Raw genomic sequence first — 21,860 nt, 5'->3', positions numbered from 1 at the left:
ATTAACCACCAAATCCTCCAGATGAACCTTTTCCAAAACCACTTTTACTTGAAGATGAAGTATGCCCTGCATATTTACTAGAAGATTTGTAGCTCTTATAAGAACTACTTGCATGAAGTGCCGTTCTTGTAGGATAAAATATTCCGCCATGATAATAACTATGGTAGTAATGACTAGTGCTATCATCACAAACCCAAACACCTTCGTCATCATCAAACTCCCAATCACGGCAATCGTCATTTTTCGGTTTATCTGGTCGGTCAGCATTTTGAGAACCACAGCCGGCTAATGCACTTACTGCTAAGCCACTCGTTAATGCGATACTAACTTTTTTCATTAATAATGATGTTTTTGACATTGGGATCTCCTTTCGAGTATTGAAAATTATTCTATTCTATACTAAACTAATCCCTTTCATAAAGTATATAGAAATTAGCTTGAACTATCCCTCTTACTCTCGTTATCTTTTAAATTAACCTCCAAATCCCCCAGAAACTCCACTGCCAAAACCACTTTTTTTAACTGAGGAATTTGTACTTTTAATCATGCCTGAGGATTTGTATTGATTAAAATCATTGTTGCTATATAACATATTTTTTGTTGCAAAGAATGAGCCTAAAAAGAAAAAATTACGGTAAAATGAGCTTGAAGTATCATCACAAATCCAAATATTATCTTCATAGTCAAATTCCCAATCACTACAATTTTCATCATCAGGCATTTCCGTATCTGTGTACGCAAAATCTATTTCGTCACTATCAGTATAATCAGTCTCATCAATACTATCTTCAGTCGTCGTCCCCTCATCAACCTCATTTACTTGCTTTGTATTTTCATAGACCGGTTGACTTGATTCATAAGAATTATCAGTTGTCTCAATCGACTCTGGTTCAGATCCACACCCGGTTAATGAACTTATTACAATACCACTTGTTAAGGCAATACTCACTTTTTTCATTAATTTTGATGTTTTTGACATTGTATTCTCCTAATTCAATATATAAATACATACATTTCTATCCTAAACTGTGTTATATACTAATGTATATACAATTATTAAAGGAGTTTGAACAATGTTTAATACAGACAACATCTTTGTTCTTGAATATCGATTACTTGATGGAGAATTTACACGACCTATTTACCATTTTCCATTTTTATCAAAGGTCCAAATCTTTACAAGAAGATATTGCGATTACTTTATTTTAAATGGTTTCGTTTACGAGAATAAAGGCTCTTATATCGAGGAAGATCGATATGTAATTGAAGTAATTGAATCGGACATGGAAAATACTCCTTTTTACCATTTAACCAGACCGTTAGGCATTGAAATTAGAGATGTCGATACTTTTGATGAAATTCATTTCTATGAGAGTGGAGATGAATTGGATCTACTTTCTTGGCTTCAATCAACTTATATAACAATAAATCATAAAATTTACGAGCAAACTTCAAATGAAGTTGATCAAGACCGTAATACTTACGTGATGTATGTCAAACGGTATATTGAATAAAAATAAGCTACCTAAGGCTTCCTAGGTAGCTTCAGACTGTTGACAAACNNGCAATCAGTCTGATAATCATGTTTTTAGTACTTTGTCTATACAATAAAGCTACCTAAGTCTCCTTAGATAGCTTTATTGTATACTATAGTATTTGTTCTAGCTTGATTAAATCCTTACACTGTATGCCATTTTCCCATATTTCTTTATCATAATTATCAATAAAGAAATTGTGAAAAACCGTACTGATTTGAAATCCGCAATTTTTATATAAAGCTAATTGATATGTACTTGAGTTACCGGTACAGATCGAAATTTTAGAATAACCAAGTTTTTTAGATTCATTAATACCATAGTAGATTAAATTTTTTCCAAATCCTTGTCCTTGGAAGGGCGGATCAATTGCAATATTTTTAATTTCAACCTCTTCACTTGAATTCTCCATTAATACTAATACACCGACGAGTATTTTTTGTTCTAGTACTTCATAAATATTACTCTTTTGAATATATTTATCTACCATTTCTTTTGATGGATCAGCTAGTAATAATAGATTCCAATGCTCTTTCGTTAGAAATTGAATTTTATTAATATGATTCATTGATACTCCTTACTTTTTTAATCTTGCCTTTAAATAATTTATCGTATCATTGGTAGATTTTTGTACCGAAAGATTTGTAAATCCATGGTTTCCATTTTTAAGTGCAATCAACGTAACCATTTTTGGATTTTTTTTAGCAAATCGCTTAGATTGACTGAACGGAACAAGCTTATCTCCTGTTCCATGTACGATAAAGATTGGGACTTTTGTCTTTTCTACATATTGAATAGGACTCATTCGATTATACTCATCTGTCATTTGATCAACAGTACTATTCATATATTTATCTACAATTTCTGAACTTCTTGAAGAAGGAGATTGATTCATCGTCGTTAAGTCTGAAATTGGATACCAAGCAATAATATATTTTATTTTGTTTTGTATATCAGGCTGAAGACCAGTTAATAAGGCTAAGTGTCCACCAGCAGAAGCTCCAGCTATCCCGATTTGATTGCGATCAATTCCTAATTCAGTTGAATGTGTGTAAATAAAGTCGATTGCCGAATTCACATCACGAACTGGAAAGTTATATGAATAATTTTCTTTTGAATAAAGTGTGTAGTCTATACTAATTGCTGTATATCCATCTTTTACTATTTCATTAAAAATCGTACTCCAACGTTTATTTAACGCTTTGCTTCCATATCTCCAAGAACCGCCATGAACAAATATCAACGTTGGCGATGGACCATGAGAATTTTTAGATCGGTATATATCAAAGGTTTGTGGAACTTGGGCAGGATTTGTGTAACGTACATCTCTTTGCACAATAATATCTTTATTTACATCATTTATCTTCTTTTGGTGTTTATGTTGAAAACCATTAAATCCAACAAAGACAATTACAAAGATGACTAATGCTAAAATGATTTTCTTCAAGCCAATTCACCTTTCTAATTAAAAAGAGACTAACTCAGGTTATGTCTTCTAAGTTCATCTTTATGTAAGATTTTGAATGTCTACATAAATTAATAGAAATACACTAATGATGCTAGCCTCAATTACTTTATTTAATAACTGTTACATACAAAATTCCCCAAATTAAAAATACTGCACAAACCGCAAATAATATTTTTGCCAACTTTTCCATCTTAGAACCCCTATTACCTTATTTTAAATCGACAACAGTAACACCAATTCCGCCCTCGGAGGCTGCTCCATATCGATAGGATTTAACAGATCTGTGTTTTTTTAAGTATTCCTGTACCCCTTGTCTCAGTGCACCAGTTCCTTTTCCATGAATGATATTAATTCGTGGATAACCGGCTAATAATGCATCATCGATATATTTTTCAACACGAATTAGTGCATCTTCATATCTTTCACCTCTAAGATCCAGCTCAAGATTAACATGAAAATCCTTACCTTTTACAGAGGTAACAGTTCGTTCTTTTACTTCTTTAGGTGAACTTATATATTCAATATCTTTTTCTTTAACTTTCATCTTAATAATACCGAGCTGAACTTGCCATTCCCCTTCACTAACTTGATCAAGTAGTGTCCCTTTTTGGTTAAAACTAATTACTTTTACTTCGTCACCTTCACGAAGCTTTCTTTGTTTCTTCGGAGCGGCTTGAGGAATTGTTTTCTTTGGAGCATAAGGAATTGCCCCTTCTAAACGAGTTCTTGCCTCAATTAATTCATGATCTTTAATAGAAGCTAATTGGTTATTCTTTAACGATCTTAGCTCTTTAATAATTTCCTCAGCTTCTTGTTGTGCAACTCTGACACGCTTTTTCGCTTCTTCCTGTGCTCCACGATATAATTCATCACGGTGCTCATAAAATTCCATCATTTGCTTTTGTAAATCTTTGAATACACGCTCTGATTCTTTACGGAAATCTTCTGCTTCTTTCCATTCTGTTTCTGCACCTTTTCTACTCGTTTCTAAAGATGCAATCATATTTTCAACTTCATTACTTTCTTCACTTACATGATTTCTTGCTTTTTCAATTACACGATTTGAAAGTCCAAGTCTTCTAGAAATCTCAAATGCATTACTTCTACCTGGAACACCAATTAATAGTCGATAAGTCGGACTTAATGTTTCGACATCAAATTCAACACTAGCATTCATAACGTGCTCTCGATTGTAACTATATGCTTTTAATTCAGGATAATGCGTTGTCGCTACTACTCTTGCACCGTATTCACTGACCTCATCTAAAATTGAGATTGCTAAAGCCGCACCTTCCTGCGGGTCAGTTCCAGCTCCTAATTCATCAAATAATACAAGACTACTATGATTAACATGTTTTAAAATATCTACAATATTCACCATATGAGAAGAGAATGTACTTAAGCTCTGTTCGATTGATTGTTCATCCCCAATATCGGCGAAAATTTGCTCAAACACACAGATTTCTGAACCGTCTAGTGCAGGAATTTGTAGACCAGATTGTGCCATTAAAACACAAATACCAATCGTTTTTAAAGTAACCGTCTTACCACCCGTATTTGGACCAGTAATGACAATCGTAGTAAAATCTTTACCTAATTCAATATCATTAGCTACTACTATATCCCTTGGAATTAGAGGATGACGTGCTTTTTTTAATTTAAAATATCGATCGTTATTTAAAATTGGTTTACTTGCCTTAATTGAATGCGAATAGTTAGCTTTTGCAAATAAGAAATCCATTTCAGCTAAAATTCCAACATTTTGCAATAAATCCGCTGATGCCTCAGCTACTTGACCCGTTAATGCCATTAAAATTTTCTCAATTTCTTGCTCTTCTTTAACCTTTGCTTCTTGTAAACTATTGTTTAATGTAACGACAGCTTGTGGCTCAATAAACAATGTCTGCCCAGAAGAAGATTGATCATGAACAATACCACCATAAACATGTCGATATTCTTGTTTTACTGGAATAACGAAACGATCATTACGAATCGTTACGATTGAATCTGATAACATTTTTTGTGCATTTGTACCTCTAGTTAGACTCTCTAATTTTTCACGAATTCGAGCTTCAGCTGTTCGAACTTGTCCACGAATTGTTCGAAGCGTCACACTAGCGTCATCTAAAACTTCTCCATTATCACCAATAGCAGCCTTTATATTTTTATCTAATTCTAATAAAGGAATAATTTGCTCACTTAATGATTCTAAGTATGGAATTTCTACTTCACTCTCAATTAAGCCCTCAATAAATCGAATCATTTGACGCCCAGCATATGTAACACCCGAAATCGCAATTAGCTCAGAAGGAGACAGCATTCCACCAATATCTGCTCTTTTTACTTGCATTCTAATATCTGATAATCCACCAAGAGGTACATTCCCTCGTAGACGAATAACTTTCACAGCTTCGTCGGTTGATTCATGTAGTTCTACAACTTCATCATAACTAGTACTTGGTAATAGGTTTTTTATACGTTCCTTACCTAGTGAAGATGAAGCGTGTTTAAGTAATTGTTCTTTTATTTTATCGTACTCTAAAACTCTTAACGTACGTTGCATACCCCGTCGGAACCTCCTTACACTCGATTACGTTTCCTTTCAATCAAACTTAAAAGTTCGTGTAATTCAAATGTATTTACAATATTTTCTCTTTTTAACCAAGCTTTCTTGGCCGCACTAACCCCAACAATCATATGCTCTAGCATATCAATGTTATGTGCATCAGTATTAATTGATAGCATCACACCAGCTTCCGCAGCCATCATTAACATTTCTTTATTTAAATCTAATCGATTTGGATTTGCATTTAATTCTAAAATTGTACCTGTTTCTTTTGCTACAGAAATTAATTCTTCAGCATTTACTTTGTACCCAGCTCTTCTGCCAATTTTTCGTCCTGTTGGATGGCCAATCATGCTAACAAATGGATTTCTCATTGCATTTTTCAAACGCATCATGATTGTCTCTTCATCTTGACTAAAGCTAGAATGAATTGATGCAATAACAAAATCAAGTGAACGTAAAACATCATCTTCATAATCTAACGTTCCATCAGGTAAAATATCCATTTCTACCCCATGTAGAATTGTAAAATCAGTGTATTTTTCATTAACACGCTGAATTTCTTCTTTTTGTTTCCATAAGCGCTCAGGAGTTAAACCATTCGCAACCTTTAAATATTGTGAATGGTCTGTGATGACAATATATTTATACCCCTTAGCACGACATGCATCTGCCATTTCTTCGATTGAATAGCCACCATCACTCCAAGTAGAGTGCATATGTAAATCAGATTTCATATCTTCTAAACGAATTAATGGGTAATCGTTTGTAAAAGTTGAAACTTCCTTTCCATCCTCTCGAATTTCAGGTGGAAAACAAGGTAAATTAAAGTGAGCATAAAAATCTTCTTCATTTTCAAATGTTAAAACTTCTCCAGTATTAACGTTCTCAACACCGTACTCACTAATTTTTTCATCACGTTCTTTAGCCAATTGACGCATAGCTACATTATGATCCTTAGAACCAGTAAAATGATGTAGCGTTGTAGCAAACTCCTTAGGTTGAATAATTCGGAAGTCAACTGAAATCTCATATTCAACACCTTTTAAAACAAGAGAAACTTTTGTATCACCTTGTGCAATTATTCGAACGATTTCCGGCATCGAAAGTAATTGTTCTTTAATACTTTCCGGTTTATTTGATGCAACAATGAAGTCTAAATCTTTAACTGTTTCACGTACTCTTCGTAAGCTTCCTGCTCTTGAATAATTTTCAACATCCTTCATTCCTGCTAAATAAGCTTCAATTTTATCAGCAATCGGTAATACATCTGCTAGTGGCAAGCGTTCAGGCTGCTTACCAAACTCCTCGATTGATTCTAAAATATTTTTCTCTGTCTTTTTACCGAATCCAGCTAACCCTTGTAACTTACCATTTAAGCATGCTTCTTTTAACTGCTCCATGCTCTCAATTTGTAATGACTGATAAAGTTTAGCTACTTTTTTCCCACCTAATCCTGGTAGTCTGAGTAAAGGAAGTAAAGTTTTAGGCAATGACTCTTGTAGTTCTTCCAATACCGTACTTTTACCAGTTTCGATATATTCTAAAATTACTGCAGAAGTCCCTTTTCCGATTCCTTTTATAGCAGTAAAGTCGTCAATTTGCTCAAGACTTCTTTCATCAGTTTCTAATGCATTTGCCGCTTTACGAAATGCTGATATTTTAAATGCATTCTCACCTTTTAGTTCTAAATAAGTAGCAATTTGTTCTAACAGTTTAATTAACTCTTTTTTGTGCATTTTAAGTCACCTACTTAACATAGAAATTATTTTTTCACTAAAAACCCGGGTTAAAGTATTTCAGAACTAGAAAATCCGTTCCATAATTCCATTAATTGATTAGATATAAATGGTGTATGTTGAACCATAAAATACGCAATATTTGATTTATGTAATAAAACATGAAGCGTATCGATTGGTACGATTAAAGCTATAAAAAGCGCCAAAACGGAAAATAAATAAACCTCTATAAAGCCAAAAATACCACCTAATAAGGAGTTCATCTGCTTTAAAACAGGTAATTGGAAAACACCATTTAATAACGAACCAATAAATGAAATAACTAACCTTGTCCCAATAAATAGCAAAGCAAAAGCTATAATTTCATACACAAACTGCTCTGCATTTACGACCTGACCACCGCTTATATGAATTGGAAATATTTTTTTAAGCGAAGTAGCCGTCTGCTCATAATAATGATAAGCTAGGTATATGGAAAGTAAAAAACCTAGTAATCGTACAAGGCTGCTAATAAATCCTCTTTTCCAACCTGTCAAAATTCCTAAACTAAAAATAATAAGTATAATTAAATCAATCATTCTCTTTCTGCTCACTTTTCGTTTGTTTTTCTAATAATTTTTCGAGCATTTCAGCTCTTTCTTTTAATTTTACATAATCACTTACAATATTTATTGCTGTCAATACAGCTAATTTATTAGTATCTAATAATGGATTCTTTTTATTTATTTCTTTCATTTTATCATCTACAATTGAGGCAACATGGCGAATATGATCTGTTGACTCGTCACCAGTAATTGCATAATGTTGCCCATAAATAGTTACATTTAGTTTTTGTTTCGATGAAGAATTGGACAACTTCATACCTCCATTCAGCTATAAACATTCTAACCTTAACTATAACATGAAATTCAATACAATCAAAAGTATTGGAAAATATCCATTTATAAAGGAGAAATTTATGTCAAACACTGTATTAACAGTTTCTGAGGATACTCTCTTAAAGATGAAAGCACACTACCAAAGTAGCCTTCAATCAAAAGTACCACAAGGTGGAGTATTTATGGCCAAACCAAGTGGCTGTACAATCACTGCATATAAATCTGGTAAAGTAATGTTTCAAGGCTCAAATTGTGATGCTGAAGTAAGTAAATGGCAAGGCAAATCGGCTAGCCAAACGACTAAAAAGGTAAACCCTACAAATACGTATTCAACTTTACCAAAAAACTTTTCAAGTCTTGCAGTAATAGGTAGTGATGAAGTTGGTACAGGCGACTACTTTGGACCAATGACAGTAGTCGCTTCCTTTGTAGAACCAAGTCAATTCGAATTATTAAAAGAATTAGGCGTAAAAGATTCCAAAGAACTAACTGACGATGCCATATGTAGCATTGCAAAAAAAATTGTTCATGTCGTAACCTACAGCCTCTTAGTACTACATAATGAGAAATACAATGCTATGCAAGAAAAAGGCTATAATATGAACAAACTAAAGGCTCTTTTACATAACCAAGCAATTCGAAATACTATTTCAAAATTGGAAGATAAAAAATATGATGCAATCTTAATTGATCAATTTACTCCTCCAAATCTGTACTACGGATATTTAAAAGGAACAAAAGAAGTTATTCGAGATAAAGTTCAATTTGCTACTAAAGCAGAAGGTTTGCATCTCTCAGTTGCCGTTTCTTCTATCTTAGCCCGCTATGCTTTCCTACAACAAATGGATCAATTAAGTGATAAAGCTGGCATGACCTTACCAAAAGGTGCCGGAGCAAAAGTTGATCAAGCCGCTGCAAAACTAATTAAATCAAAAGGTTTTGAAGCTTTAAGAAGTTTAACGAAATTACATTTTGCTAATACCGAAAAGGCATTAAAAATTGCTAAAAAATGATATTCCTAAAGTGCATTCTAAAGGAATATGAAAACATCAAAAAAGCTGTATTCTAAACATATATTTAGAATACAGCATCTAGTATAAATATAATGAAACCTAATAGGCTAGCAACTTGTTTTTGTTTTTTATATCGAAGCATCGGTTTAGATAATAAAAATAAACAAATCAAAAATCCAAAAGGGATCGGTAACCAAAATAACCTAAATGGTAAAGAAGCTAGTACATAATAACCGATCATTTGAAACCCAAGATTACTAACATCCCGCTTAATGGCATCTTTATAAACTGCTAACACTCCAATTAACAATCCGACATAAAGCAAAAAGATTAACATCAAGCCACCTCCAAGATTGTCCTACTAATAACCTATTCACATATGGCTTGTCTATAGACCCATAAAGAAAAATGTTTAAACATATTCATAACATGTAGAAACGAAGGAGGAATATCTAGATGAATAATTTAATGAACGAATATAGTAGTCTAATCCAATCTGTTCCAAAAATCATCAGAGCCTTATCGAATACAGATTTTAATCCAAATCCTACAAAATGGTCTAAAAAAGAAATCCTTGGACATCTTTGCGATTCTGCGACTATGAATCATAAAAGATTTATAGATCGATTGTCCTCTAATGATGAACTAGTTTTGGAGCTTTATAAACAAAATTCATGGGTAGAATTAAATGATTATCAAAATAGCTATACAATTGAAGAAATTCTTACTTTATGGACTGCCCTAAATTCACGTTTCATGAATGTGCTCGTAAACATTTCAGAAGACCAATGGAAACTACAATATATTAGTCAAAATGAAGAATCTGTTACATTAAGTTGGTTATTTACTGACTACATCGACCATATGAAGCATCATTTAAATCAAATATTAGGATAGGATCAAGGTGTCGCCATGAAATTTAAAGTGAAGAAAAATCCTCTATTAGTCGTCCTAATTCTGAGCTTAATTCTCATCATTATTTCAGTTCCCATCATCAGCTTTATTGAAGCTGATCGCACTGGAAACATCATAAGTTTAGTAGTCTTTGTCTTTCTATTACCAATATTGATTGTTCTTGTTTGGGCATTATTCAACACATACCATGAATTAACCGAAACTGAATTCAAATCAAAATTTGGTTTTATAACAATTCTCATTCCATACAGTGAAATCAGAACAGTAAATTTCTCCAATAATCCAGTTTCATCACCTGCATGGACCTTTAAACGTTTAAAAATCGAATACAAAAAGTACGGATTTGCCTTACTTTCACTTCCAAAAGACGAAGAAATTTTTTTACAAGAAATCAAAAAACGCTGTCCAAATGCTACTATTATAAATCGTCAAAAAGCAGAAGTTATATTTAATTACGATCTTTAAAACAAAGAAAACTCACAAGGTAATAAGATCCTTGCGAGTTTTCTTTGTTTATTATTGATTTTTAGCCTGATTTCTCCAAAAATAGTTGGAGATATAATTAATGAACCTTTATAAGGTACTACATTCCATCTTTCTGCTTTTTTACTTACTCATGAACCACTCATGAGGTACTATATTCCATCTTTCTGCTTTTTTACTTTCTCATGAACCACTCATGAGGTACTATATTCCATCTTTTTGCTTTTTTACTTACTCATGAACCCCTCATGAGGTACTATATTCCATCTTTCTGCTCTTTTACTTTCTCATGAACCCCTCATGAGGTACTATATTAGATCTTTTTACTTTTTTACATACTCATGAACCACTCATGAGGTACTATAATGCATCTTTTGCTTTTTTACTTACTCATGAATCCTTCTAATCACATTTCTCTAATCTAAGGCACAAAAAAAGTCTCATAAGCACTTTGACTTACAAGACCTCTCTTTACATAATTAATTATTAATATACTTCTCAAACACCGATCCGAAATCTTTAACTTTGTATTGCTCTCTTGACTTCATTAACCATTCAAAAGCAGCTTCATTAATTTCTTTAAAACTGTTCACTAAATTATTTTCATTTGAAGTTACGCGGCCTAATGTTGTAGAAGCAATTTCGATACTTTCTTTCGCATACCCTAGTGCTTTTTCGTTTTCATGACTAATTTCGGCAATCATTAGTAACGCTTTATATAGATCCTTAACTTGTTCAATATGTTTTTTATGAACATCAATCGAAAACTCTCTACCACCAATGTTGAACTTAATTTCAACATCTAAATCAATTGTACCAGCTGTTTCAAGTAAAACATGTGTGATTTTATGTGTGTGATAATTATAACGATGAAGTGTACGCTTTTTACTTATTGCACTTGTACCGTCTAAATGAATTAAAGCTTTATTCGTAAAGCAATATTCATCTGATTTTGATTTAATTAAGAAATAAATTTTTTCATTATCTTCATGCATTACATAATCGTCAGAATCAACTTTGTCATAATTTTTCGGTTCAATAACACTACCTACATCACTTAAACCAAGCATATCTGCAGCAACTTTACCAAACATTAAACTTCCTCCTCCGAATAGTGAGTATGGCTAATTCTATATTTATACGCCTTCAAAACCCACTTTTTGCCTATTACACTTTTGAATTATACATTAAATACAAAAATATGGGGATAGGAATAGTAGGGGGATATGGATTTTTTTTCCTTTTTTAAAAATTCCTCTCGGTTCAAACTCGCCTCCCTTAGGTTATAGCTTAATTTACTGTTGAACACATACCCTGTTGCAGACTATAATTAGATGGTGACTGTTTAAATTACGTTCTTTCATAAAAGAACATTATTATATGAAAAATAGAGAAAAGGTGTCGATCTATGAGTATTTTAACTGTAAAAAACTTAAGCCATGGATTCGGTGATCGTGCAATTTTTAATGATGTATCATTCCGTCTATTAAAAGGTGAACATATCGGTCTTATTGGTGCAAATGGTGAAGGTAAATCAACTTTCATGAATATCGTTACTGGAAAATTACAGCCTGATGAAGGTAAGGTTGAATGGTCTAAAAAAGTACGTGTAGGTTATTTAGATCAGCATGCTGTATTACAACCAGGTATGACAATTCGTGACGTATTAAAAAGTGCTTTCCAATATATGTTTGATATGGAAAATGAAATTAATGATTTATATGTAAAAATGGCTGAAGCAACTCCGGAAGAAATGGAGAAAATGCTTGAAGATGTTGGTGTTCTTCAAGATACTTTAACAAATAATGATTTCTATATTATTGATGCTAAAGTTGAAGAAATTGGTCGTGGTTTAGGTTTAGAAGATATCGGACTTGATCGCGATGTAACTGAACTTTCTGGTGGTCAACGTTCAAAGGTTCTTCTATCAAAACTTCTTTTAGAAAAACCAGATATTTTATTACTCGATGAGCCTACGAACTATTTAGATGAGCAACATATTGAATGGTTAAAGCGCTATTTACAAGAGTATGAAAATGCATTTATTTTAATTTCACATGATATTCCATTTTTAAATAGTGTTATTAACTTGATTTATCATATGGAAAACCAAGAATTAAATCGATATGTTGGTGATTATGAAAATTTCAAAGGAATTCATGAAATGAAAAAATCACAATTAGAATCAGCATATAAACGTCAACAACAAGAAATCTCAGAACTAAAAGATTTCGTTGCTCGTAATAAAGCTCGTGTTTCTACTCGTAATATGGCTATGTCTCGCCAAAAGAAACTTGATAAAATGGATGTAATTGAGCTTGCACGTGAAAAGCCAAAACCAGAATTCAACTTCAAACCTGCTCGTACTTCAGGTAAATTAATATTTGAAGCAAAAGATTTAGTGATTGGTTACGATGAGCCTCTATCTAAACCGTTAAATCTACGTATGGAACGTGGACAGAAAATTGCTTTAGTTGGTGCGAACGGTATCGGTAAAACGACGTTAATGCGTAGTTTACTTGGAGATATTAAACCAATTTCTGGTGAAGTTGAGCGCGGTGAATTCCTTCACATTGGATACTTCGAACAAGAAGTAAAAAGTGATAATAATAAAACATGTATCGATGAAGTTTGGGATGAATTCCCATCATTTACGCAATATGAAGTTCGTTCTGCACTTGCAAAATGTGGTTTAACGACTAAGCATATTGAGAGTAAAGTTGCAGTTTTAAGTGGTGGAGAAAAGGCGAAAGTTCGTTTATGTAAGTTAATTAATCAAGAAACAAACTTACTTGTTCTCGATGAGCCTACTAACCATTTAGATGTAGATGCTAAAGAAGAACTAAAACGCGCACTAAAAGAGTACAAAGGAAGTCTTTTAGTTATCTGTCACGAACCTGAATTCTATCAAGGATTAGTTACAGATGTATGGAATGGCGAAAACTGGACTACTAAAGTGTTTTAAGATGATATTTAAAAGAGAGTATCAAAAAGAAATCCTTTTTGAACACTCTCTTTTTTTATAATATCAATCTAAATTTAATGCATCTTCACCAATTTCAGCTAATTTTTTTTGCCCTTCAATTGTAGGGTGAATATCATTCTGTCTAACATATGTACTTTGACGATTATAGAATGTTGAAAAAGCGTCTGCTATAACGATGTTAGAAACTCCAATTGCTTTGAGAGCATTCACTGAATTGTAAATATTTTTGTTAATAATGTTACTCAATAGGAAATTTCCTTGTGCATACATAGGATCTGTAGTTTGGAAAGGATTATAAATGTTATATACTACAATCGGTGCATCAGTAAGAGATCTAATTTCTAAAATAGAATCCGATAAATTCTTTAATAACACAGGTAGCATTGCACCAACTGATTGCTGTAGTTTAGTAGAATCTCCATTACTCGCTTTGAGAGCTTGAAGAAGATCGTTGTTTCCAATATCTAAAGTTACATAATCAGCATGTCTAACTGCATCTCGATATGTATCATCATTCTTGATTGAGAACAATAATTGATCAGTCCTCCAGCCTGGAACACCTAAGTCACGAACTCTTAGATTAGCATCTTGTCCAATAATATATGGAAAAGCAACCTTAGAAGGATGATCATTATTTACACCTAAATTGTAACCAAACGTAATCGAATCTCCTAAAGTGCTACAAGTGATTTCTTTGCATTTACACTCTGTGCCATAACAGCGGTTGAAAACATAGTACTTGCTAAAGTTAAAGCAGAAATTGTTGTTAATAATTTTTTCATTACTAAATTCCTCCCTTAAAATAATGCCTTTCAAAATGGATTATAATTAAAAAAATTTACAAAATGTGTCGAATTAAGCTACAAAACTTTTGGTAAATTTTAGGTAATAAAAAAAGAGTAATGCATTTATTTTAAATACATCACTCTACATGTCATATTATTTGTTTAAGAAAGTGTAATATTTTGACTTAACTTAGAAGTCCATTCACTTGGATGTTTTCTTTTCTTTGTTCCTTTTGGCATTGAATTTATATAACCGATATGAAGAGCTCCTAAAATTTTTCGATTTTCTGGAATACCCATCTCTTTGTAAAATTGTTTATCAAAAATATAAGGATTTGTTCGCCATACCATTCCAATATTCTTTTCCCAAGCTGCTAATTGTAAATTTTGAACAAATGCACAAGTTGCGCCAATCGCTTCTAAATTTTTCTTTTCATTTTCTGAGTGGTCTGTCGTAATAATTAAATGCATAGGTGTGTCGATGATATATGTTTTAAAGAATTCCGTTGATTTTTTAATTTTCTCAACTGTATATGTTTCAGTTAATTCCATTCTTTCGTAGCTATCTACAATTTTTGAAGCATAATATTCTTTTTCTTTTTCTTCAGAAACCATAATGAATTGCCACGGCTCTTCTTTACTGTGGAAAGGAGCATAAGATGCTGCTTCAAGTAGCTCCATTAAATCTTCCATATTAATTGGATCCTTTTTTGTATCTCTAATCGTTCTTCTATTTTTAATAAAATTTAATATCGACATTGAACGTTTCCCCTTATTTTCTAAATATCTTAAATCCATTATAAATGTAAATGATAATCATTTTCAATAAAACTTTTAAATTTTAATTGTTTTCATAGACTACGTTAATCCTTTTTCATTTGGATACATTGTTAATCGAAATCCTTACATAAACTATTTATATGTAATAAAAATTAGAAAGACTGTGTTTCGTGTTATACAATCAAATCAAAAAGAAAACAGGTATTGAAGATAAAAAATTTCTTCAATACCTGTTTCTTTACATTTCTTTTGGAGCACGAATTCCTAATAATCTTAATCCTTCTTCTAAAACAATGGAAACAACTTTAATTAATGCTAATCTACTCTCTAATTGGTCATCAGTTGTTAGAATATGAGTATTTCCATAATATTTGTTGAAGCTTTGTGCCAAATCTATTGTATATTTAGCAATGACAGATGGCTCAAATTGTTCAAAACTACGTGTAACTTTGTTAGGAAACTCAAGAATATGTTTTATGATGTCCCAACTATATGAATCATCTAGCCCATCTTGTTTATTTAAAGCCTGTGATGAGGCTTTATCTAAAATTGAATTTGTTCTCGCAATTGAGTATTGTACATATGGCCCTGTTTCACCTTCAAATTTTAGCATCTGATCTAGTGAAAATTCGATATTATTCATACGATCATTTTTTAAATCTTGGAAAATAATTGCACCGACCCCAACCATTTTTGCAACTTCTTCTTTATTTTTTAATGTAGGATTTTTTTCTGCAATATTTTGACTAGCTAAACTAATCGCTTCCTCAATTACCTCTTCTAATAGAACAATTTTCCCTTTTCGCGTAGACATTTTTTTACCATTTTGTAGGATTAAACCGAATGGAACATGTACCATTTCATTTGCCCATTCATAACCCATTTTCTTCAAAACTGTAAATACTTGATCAAAATGCAATGCTTGTTCTCCACCTACAACATACACTGCTTTATCAAAATCGTATGTTTCTTTACGATAAAGTGCAGCTGCTAAATCTCTTGTTGCATACAGCGTAGCTCCATCAGATTTTCTAATTAAGCATGGTGGTAATTCCTTTTCAGTTAATTCAACAACATCAGCACCCTCAGATTCCACTAAAAGGTTTTTTTGCTCTAGAAGTTCAATAATTCGCTCCATTTTATCATTGTAAAATGCTTCTCCGTTAAAGCTATCAAAGTTAACACCTAATAAATCATAAACTAACATGAATTCTTTAAGAGACTCATCACGGAACCACTTCCATAAGTGCAGGGCTTCTTCATTTTTTTCCTCTAATTGCTTAAACCAACTTCTAGCTTCTTCCTCAAGTTGAGGCTCTTTTTCAACTTCTTCATGAAATTTAACATATAATTTTAGAAGTTCTTTGATTGGATTTTCTTTTACTGCGTCTTGATTACCCCAAAGTTTATACGCAACAATTAACTTACCAAACTGTGTTCCCCAGTCTCCAAGGTGATTAATTTTTATTGATTTATACCCATTTTTTTCAGCTATTTTAGCAATTGAATTTCCAATCATTGTTGAACGCAAGTGCCCCATTGAAAATGGCTTAGCAATATTTGGTGAGGAACAATCAATCGCAACCGTTTTGTCTTCACCAATTACTTGGTTTCCATATTCCTTCCCTTGGCCAAGAACTAATTCAATTACTTGCTTACTTACTAGCTTTTTATTCAAAAAGCAGTTTACGTACGGGCCGTTCGCTTCTACTTTTTCAATTAAATCATGATTAATAAGTGATGCAATTTCCTTTGCAATTATGACTGGAGATTTTTTTAATGCTTTAGCTAATTGGAAACAAGGAAATGCTAAATCACCTTGGTCTGCATAATGCGGTTTTTCGATAAGTGAGTTAATTTCAGTTAAAGTTAGTGATCCATTTAAAGCTTTTTCAATTTGTTCACTATACATATTTACATAATTCATTCTAATCAATCCTCTCCAAAATATAAAAAAACCCGTCTCTATCATAAGAGACGGGTTTAACTAATCCGCGGTACCACTCTAATTGTTCAAAAATATTGAACCAGCTTTAAAATTTGTTAACGAGGTCTTCCCCGGCAAAGTCCTACTAATAATTCAGACTGCTTCTCCGAAGTGCGCTTCATCTTATTCGCTCTGTTAGGCTTCCACCATCCCCAACTCTCTACAAGAATCAAAATAAGATTACTCTCTTCATCTAAAAATTTTCAATATTCATTTTTTCCATTTAATCATATTTAATTTAGAAATTCAACATTAATCTTTTTTTGAACTTTATGAATTGCACCATTTGTTGACAACCTTAATAACATAGAAATTGAGGTGGAATTCATGAAAAAAAAACCAATAACTTTAAGTCTTTGTATGATTGTTAAAAACGAAGAAGCTGTACTTTCCAGATGTTTATCATCTGTATCTAATATAGTAGACGAAATTGTCATTATTGATACTGGTTCAACAGACAAAACTAAGGAAATAGCTAAAAAGTTTACAAATTCTATATATGATTTTACTTGGATCAATGATTTCTCAGCAGCAAGAAATTTTGCTTTTTCTAAAGCTACGAAGGATTATATTATGTGGCTTGATGCTGATGATATTATCACTGATGAAAATGCAAAAAAATTACTTAAATTAAAAAAATCATTAACTAAAAATGTCGACGCTGTCGGAATGAAATATCATCTAGCCTTCGATGAAAATGGTAATCCCAGCTTTAGTTCTGTACGAAATCGAATCGTTAAGCGAGAAAGAAACTTTAAATGGATTGGTTTCGTTCATGAATATTTAGAGGTTTACGGCGAAATTATTCAATCGGATGCAGCAATTATTCATCAAAAAGACAAAGAGTATTCTGATCGAAATTTAAAGATTTATGAAAATGCGATTTCTTCAGGAAATGAATTAAGTCCTCGTGACAAATACTATTATGCAAATGAATGTGTAGATCATCAGCTATTTGAGAAAGCAATTGAATGGTATGAATTGTTTCTTGAAGAAGGAAAAGGCTGGTACGAAGATAATATTCAAGCCTGTGGAAAAATGGCAGACTGCTATTTTAATTTAAACGAATTGGAAAAAGCGATAAGTATTTGTCTAAGATCTTTTTCATATGATGGTCCCCGAGGAGAAAACTGCTGTCGTTTAGGATTTGTGTATCTTCACAAAGGTGATTTTACACGTGCTATTTCATGGTATAAACTTGCTACTCTTGTTGATGTTCCTACAAGTAGTCCTTTTATTAATCAAGCGTGTTACACTTGGTTACCTAATCTACAGTTATGTCTTTGCTATAGTCGATTAGGCGATCAACTTACAGCTAGAAAATATAATGAGATAGCAGCAAGCTATGTTCCGAATAACCCTTCTGTTCTTCACAACCAAGAGTATTTCCGCTCATATTTTAAAGACCAATAACTCTCACCCATACTATCTACTAACTTTATATTTCCTATCCTATCTGTTTAGTAAGCATAATAGATGATTTGGAAACTACTAATTAAATATATCAACTCTAATTATTATCAATCATTTAATACAAAATCAAAATTATAGAAAAGGGTGATAGCTTGATCACAGTCAGTTTATGCATGGTTGTACAAAATAATGAAGCCACAATTGAAAGATGTCTAAGTTCAGTTAGTAGCTTAGTTGATGAAATGATCATCGTTGATATGAATTCCCACGATCGAACGATTGAGCTAGCAAGACAGTTTACAGACCAAATACATGTCTTTGATGGTGTGGATGAAATAGATGCATTAAATTTTTCAAAATCATTGGCAACAAAAGACTTTATACTTTTACTAAACCATAGAGAAGTTTTACTAGAAAATGATCGTTTAATATTTTCTAATCTAAAACAATCAATAAACAATGAAGTTTCTATTGTAGCTGTCGATTATCAGAGCGGTTGGAATGTAAAAAGTAAACAAAAAATTAGTAGATTATTTAAAAGGTTAAGTTCAAATAGTCATTCACCGAATATGAAAAATGAACAATCCTCTGAATCATTTTCTACTAATCTTGTTATTACAGATCTTCCTTTTACACAAAATACAAAAGAAAATATTCAAATATATGAACAAATGTTAAGTAACAACTTCAAACTTTCAACAATGGATTTGTTTTATTATGCAAAAGAATTAAGTTCAGATCATCAACATGATCAATCAATAAAATATTTTTTTAAATTTTTGAGATTAAATCAGCCATTTGAAGAGCTTAATATTCTTGCTTGTCATTATATTGCTAATTGTTATCACGAATTTAATCTAAGAGACTTAGAAACTACTTGGTTATTAAGAGCTCTTAAATATGGCAATACTCATCCAGAAACATGTTGTAGATTGGCTTATACATTTTTTGAGAAAAATAATTTCGATTCAGCTATTTATTGGTATAAAGAAGCAACCTTAAATAAGGTGAACAATCGCTTGATTCTTCTCAACCCATCCTGTACTACTTGGCTACCACATTTACAGCTAGCTGTTTGCTACGACAGAATAGGTGAATTTCGCCTTGCAAATGAGCACAATGAAATAGCCTATCATTTTTACCCAACACACCCAAGCATTCTTTCAAATAGAGAGTACTTTGCAAATAGATTAAATAACGAAGGCAGCTGAGGATCCCTCAACTGCCTTTTAATCATTTTTTTCTTACTAACAAGAGCATATTATATATTTCAAGATTTGAAGTTAGTTGTTCAAGATTTATTCCAAAACTATGAGCTAAATGAACTACTTCTTCAAAAAACAACTTAATATTTAAATCTACATTTATATTTTCATTCTTTGTCGTCACTTCAAATTGGTCAGCTGGAAATAGCGTATTAATTGTTTGAGGCGTGAAAAATCTAATATTTTCTTTTTTCAATATGCCTGCGTGAATATAATTCCATTGGCCTTGTAGTAATTGAAAGAGAACTTCACCATGGGAAACATTTGGAACTCTACAAATAATTGAGCCTGATGTTTTTAATAGATTGGTGATTTCTTTTACAAAGCCCCAAGGATCTACAAGATGGTTTACAATATTATCAATTATGATTAAATCAAAAAACTCATCAGGGTAACCGTGTGGCACTTCGTCAATACTAATTGTATCAACCCTTTTATAAAATTGTGATGCAATTGAGGATAGTTCTGAATCACTTTCTGTTCCATATAATTCACATTTATATAGATTTTTAATTTCTAGACCTGTTGCGCCAGCTAAGCAACCAATTTCTAATACTTTATTTATGTTACCTGGCACCATTTCAATAATTTCCGTCTTTGGATACCCAATATCTATTAAATTGTTTCCCCACTTTTCGATATACTTCATTCTATTTTCAATAAATAGGTGATTTATATTAATATCACTATTTCCGTTGAACGTCATGTGCCCATAATGATGAACAAATGAATCCAATGCAATATGCAATTCATATCCTTCTAAAATAGTTCTTAAACAAATATCATCATCTTCAAATGAACCTAGTTTAAACCTTTCATCAAATCCTACTAATCGATCAATTAATTCGCGTCTAACTAATAAACAAAATCCTACTAATCTTAATACTTGCTTAGACATTCCTTTTAACCTTGCACAATATCTTAATGAAAAATCATTGATTTCTTGATCATTTTGATAATCAACATTAATTCGCTGCAATCCACTTACATAATTACTTACAGGCCCAACCATACCAATTTTATCATTACTATATAAAAGAGTAAGCATTGCTTTTAACCAATTTTCTGTAACGATTGTATCATTATTTAAAAATAACAAGTTATCACCTGTTGCGACTTCAATTCCTTGATTACAACCTTTAGCAAACCCCATATTTTTTTCATTAAAGATTGTAATAAAAGAAGGATTACTTTTTAAATATTCTCGAGTTCCATCAGTCGATCCATTATCAATAACAATAATTTCTACTTCATCTTCATTTGTATATTTTGCAAGACTTTCAAAGCATTTTTTCGATACCTCGAGCTGATTATAAGTCAAAATAATTATACTAGTTTTCATTTACTAAACACCTTCTTAAAATCTCTTTAAAAGTAGACTCTTCATTCACTATCAATATTTTTAGTAATTTGACTACCACCATAAAAACATCCTTAAAAAATAATCTTCAATCGTCTTATTTAACTTATTCAACTTAGGAACATTTTGTCAGTACTAAAAAATATTTCATTCTTTTTCCTTCAAAAAAAAGAATCCGTTTTTTGAGAACGGACTCTAAAATCACTAATTAGCTCAGTTCAATTATTACAATACTGATATTAGGATGATTAGCATCTTGAGCTGGGAAAGTCATGTCTGTAGTACTGTCGACAATCATATTTAAATTAGTTGGCGCAACTTGTCCAACAGTACTAACAATAAACTCTCCTGAACCTTCAGAAGCCGTTGTTAATGCTACGGAACTCGGATCAGTGAATCCACTTCCTGGAATATCTGTACCCGCTAAGGTAAAATGAACTGAAACAGCTGAAACTGAAGCATCACCAACAAAAGTATATATAACCTGATAATTATGACCTTGAGCAAGAACAATATCTGATGAGCCTGTTGCATGAGAAATATCTGTCCCTGAAATAGTTCCATTCGTATCAAAAGTAACAGGATTACCCGCTGCTATTGTTTGTGTGCCTACATTAAAGATGTGAGCAAATGCTGCGATTGTGCCTGTTGCTCCTGTTGCTCCTGTTGCTCCTGTTGCTCCTGCTG

21 protein-coding genes, 1 pseudogene and 1 other annotated feature are annotated in these 21,860 nt (G+C 32.1%); of the genes and pseudogenes, 7 read left to right on the top strand and 15 right to left on the bottom strand.

Annotated features, from left to right (window positions below):
* Position 1: 1 nt before the first annotated feature.
* Together COJ46_RS20325 and COJ46_RS20320 are read right to left on the bottom strand one after the other, a co-directional pair.
* Positions 2-358 (bottom strand): aminotransferase yhxA, encoded by a 357-nt coding sequence (locus tag COJ46_RS20325; RefSeq protein WP_097978365.1) that lies wholly within the window; start codon positions 356-358, stop codon positions 2-4.
* A gap of 114 nt (positions 359-472) precedes the next feature.
* Complete coding sequence (locus COJ46_RS20320; protein ID WP_098566235.1) at positions 473-979, bottom strand: hypothetical protein; 507 nt, start codon at positions 977-979, stop codon at positions 473-475.
* A 94-nt stretch (positions 980-1,073) separates the two neighbouring features.
* Between COJ46_RS20320 and COJ46_RS20315 the strand changes: the two genes are divergently transcribed.
* Positions 1,074-1,514 (top strand): hypothetical protein, encoded by a 441-nt coding sequence (locus COJ46_RS20315; protein ID WP_098566234.1) that lies wholly within the window; start codon positions 1,074-1,076, stop codon positions 1,512-1,514.
* 133 nt (positions 1,515-1,647) lie between these two features.
* On the opposite strand, the gene COJ46_RS20310 is transcribed toward COJ46_RS20315, so the two are convergent.
* The 6 genes from COJ46_RS20310 to zapA form a co-directional block, all read right to left on the bottom strand.
* Positions 1,648-2,103 (bottom strand): GNAT family N-acetyltransferase, encoded by a 456-nt coding sequence (locus tag COJ46_RS20310; protein ID WP_097978362.1) that lies wholly within the window; start codon positions 2,101-2,103, stop codon positions 1,648-1,650.
* Between the two features lie 9 nt (positions 2,104-2,112).
* Positions 2,113-2,982: an alpha/beta hydrolase gene (locus tag COJ46_RS20305; protein WP_176522640.1), complete on the bottom strand. Its 870-nt coding sequence runs from the start codon at positions 2,980-2,982 to the stop codon at positions 2,113-2,115.
* A gap of 229 nt (positions 2,983-3,211) precedes the next feature.
* On the bottom strand, positions 3,212-5,566 hold the full coding sequence (locus COJ46_RS20300) for an endonuclease MutS2 (protein ID WP_098566233.1): 2,355 nt from the start codon (positions 5,564-5,566) through the stop codon (positions 3,212-3,214).
* Between the two features lie 17 nt (positions 5,567-5,583).
* Complete coding sequence (polX, locus tag COJ46_RS20295; RefSeq protein ID WP_098566232.1) at positions 5,584-7,308, bottom strand: DNA polymerase/3'-5' exonuclease PolX; 1,725 nt, start codon at positions 7,306-7,308, stop codon at positions 5,584-5,586.
* A 50-nt stretch (positions 7,309-7,358) separates the two neighbouring features.
* Positions 7,359-7,886, bottom strand: coding sequence for a CvpA family protein (locus tag COJ46_RS20290; RefSeq protein WP_097978358.1), 528 nt, complete (start codon positions 7,884-7,886; stop codon positions 7,359-7,361).
* A complete protein-coding gene (zapA, locus tag COJ46_RS20285) occupies positions 7,879-8,169 on the bottom strand; it encodes a cell division protein ZapA (protein WP_056472333.1) in 291 nt (96 codons plus the stop codon). Before zapA ends, COJ46_RS20290 begins: the two co-directional genes overlap by 8 nt.
* 97 nt (positions 8,170-8,266) lie before the next feature.
* On the opposite strand from zapA, the gene rnhC reads away from it, so the two are divergent.
* Positions 8,267-9,199, top strand: coding sequence for a ribonuclease HIII (gene rnhC / locus COJ46_RS20280; protein ID WP_098566231.1), 933 nt, complete (start codon positions 8,267-8,269; stop codon positions 9,197-9,199).
* 64 nt (positions 9,200-9,263) lie between these two features.
* On the opposite strand, the gene COJ46_RS20275 is transcribed toward rnhC, so the two are convergent.
* Positions 9,264-9,536 (bottom strand): hypothetical protein, encoded by a 273-nt coding sequence (locus COJ46_RS20275; RefSeq protein WP_097978356.1) that lies wholly within the window; start codon positions 9,534-9,536, stop codon positions 9,264-9,266.
* 119 nt (positions 9,537-9,655) lie between these two features.
* On the opposite strand from COJ46_RS20275, the gene COJ46_RS20270 reads away from it, so the two are divergent.
* Together COJ46_RS20270 and COJ46_RS20265 are read left to right on the top strand one after the other, a co-directional pair.
* Positions 9,656-10,096 carry a DinB family protein gene (locus tag COJ46_RS20270; RefSeq protein ID WP_098566230.1) on the top strand — a complete coding sequence of 147 codons (441 nt, stop codon included), beginning with the start codon at positions 9,656-9,658 and terminating at the stop codon, positions 10,094-10,096.
* 15 nt (positions 10,097-10,111) lie between these two features.
* Positions 10,112-10,579: a PH domain-containing protein gene (locus COJ46_RS20265; protein WP_098566229.1), complete on the top strand. Its 468-nt coding sequence runs from the start codon at positions 10,112-10,114 to the stop codon at positions 10,577-10,579.
* Between the two features lie 497 nt (positions 10,580-11,076).
* Here COJ46_RS20265 and COJ46_RS20260 read toward each other — a convergent pair whose 3' ends face one another.
* Entirely contained in the window at positions 11,077-11,691 is a 615-nt protein-coding gene (locus tag COJ46_RS20260; protein WP_097978353.1) for a PH domain-containing protein, read from the bottom strand.
* Positions 11,692-12,005: 314 nt separating this feature from the next.
* On the opposite strand from COJ46_RS20260, the gene COJ46_RS20255 reads away from it, so the two are divergent.
* On the top strand, positions 12,006-13,562 hold the full coding sequence (locus COJ46_RS20255) for an ABC-F family ATP-binding cassette domain-containing protein (RefSeq protein WP_097978352.1): 1,557 nt from the start codon (positions 12,006-12,008) through the stop codon (positions 13,560-13,562).
* A 63-nt stretch (positions 13,563-13,625) separates the two neighbouring features.
* On the opposite strand, the gene COJ46_RS20250 is transcribed toward COJ46_RS20255, so the two are convergent.
* The 3 genes from COJ46_RS20250 to argS form a co-directional block, all read right to left on the bottom strand.
* The gene (locus COJ46_RS20250; protein ID WP_286145533.1) at positions 13,626-14,246 is read right to left on the bottom strand and encodes a GDSL-type esterase/lipase family protein; all 621 of its coding nucleotides are present in this window, start codon (positions 14,244-14,246) and stop codon (positions 13,626-13,628) included.
* A 284-nt stretch (positions 14,247-14,530) separates the two neighbouring features.
* On the bottom strand, positions 14,531-15,127 hold the full coding sequence (locus tag COJ46_RS20245; protein ID WP_098566227.1) for a nitroreductase family protein: 597 nt from the start codon (positions 15,125-15,127) through the stop codon (positions 14,531-14,533).
* A gap of 259 nt (positions 15,128-15,386) precedes the next feature.
* Positions 15,387-17,075 (bottom strand): arginine--tRNA ligase, encoded by a 1,689-nt coding sequence (argS, locus tag COJ46_RS20240; protein ID WP_098566226.1) that lies wholly within the window; start codon positions 17,073-17,075, stop codon positions 15,387-15,389.
* 43 nt (positions 17,076-17,118) lie between these two features.
* Positions 17,119-17,340, bottom strand: a binding site (T-box leader).
* A gap of 122 nt (positions 17,341-17,462) precedes the next feature.
* Between argS and COJ46_RS20235 the strand changes: the two genes are divergently transcribed.
* The gene (locus tag COJ46_RS20235; protein ID WP_286145530.1) at positions 17,463-18,548 is read left to right on the top strand and encodes a tetratricopeptide repeat-containing glycosyltransferase family 2 protein; all 1,086 of its coding nucleotides are present in this window, start codon (positions 17,463-17,465) and stop codon (positions 18,546-18,548) included.
* A gap of 152 nt (positions 18,549-18,700) precedes the next feature.
* Positions 18,701-19,759, top strand: a complete 1,059-nt coding sequence (locus COJ46_RS20230; RefSeq protein ID WP_141540912.1) for a tetratricopeptide repeat-containing glycosyltransferase — start codon at positions 18,701-18,703, stop codon at positions 19,757-19,759.
* Between the two features lie 22 nt (positions 19,760-19,781).
* On the opposite strand, the gene COJ46_RS20225 is transcribed toward COJ46_RS20230, so the two are convergent.
* On the bottom strand, positions 19,782-21,155 hold the full coding sequence (locus COJ46_RS20225; RefSeq protein WP_098566224.1) for a glycosyltransferase: 1,374 nt from the start codon (positions 21,153-21,155) through the stop codon (positions 19,782-19,784).
* 226 nt (positions 21,156-21,381) lie between these two features.
* Positions 21,382-21,860 (bottom strand): annotated as a pseudogene (locus tag COJ46_RS24650) (hypothetical protein); the annotation flags it as partial.

The organism is Bacillus sp. AFS077874 (genome assembly GCF_002566505.1).
Lineage (GTDB): Bacteria > Bacillota > Bacilli > Bacillales > Bacillaceae_G > Gottfriedia.
Note: the sequence above shows the minus strand (reverse complement) of the source record. Positions and strands in the feature narration are given on the sequence as shown.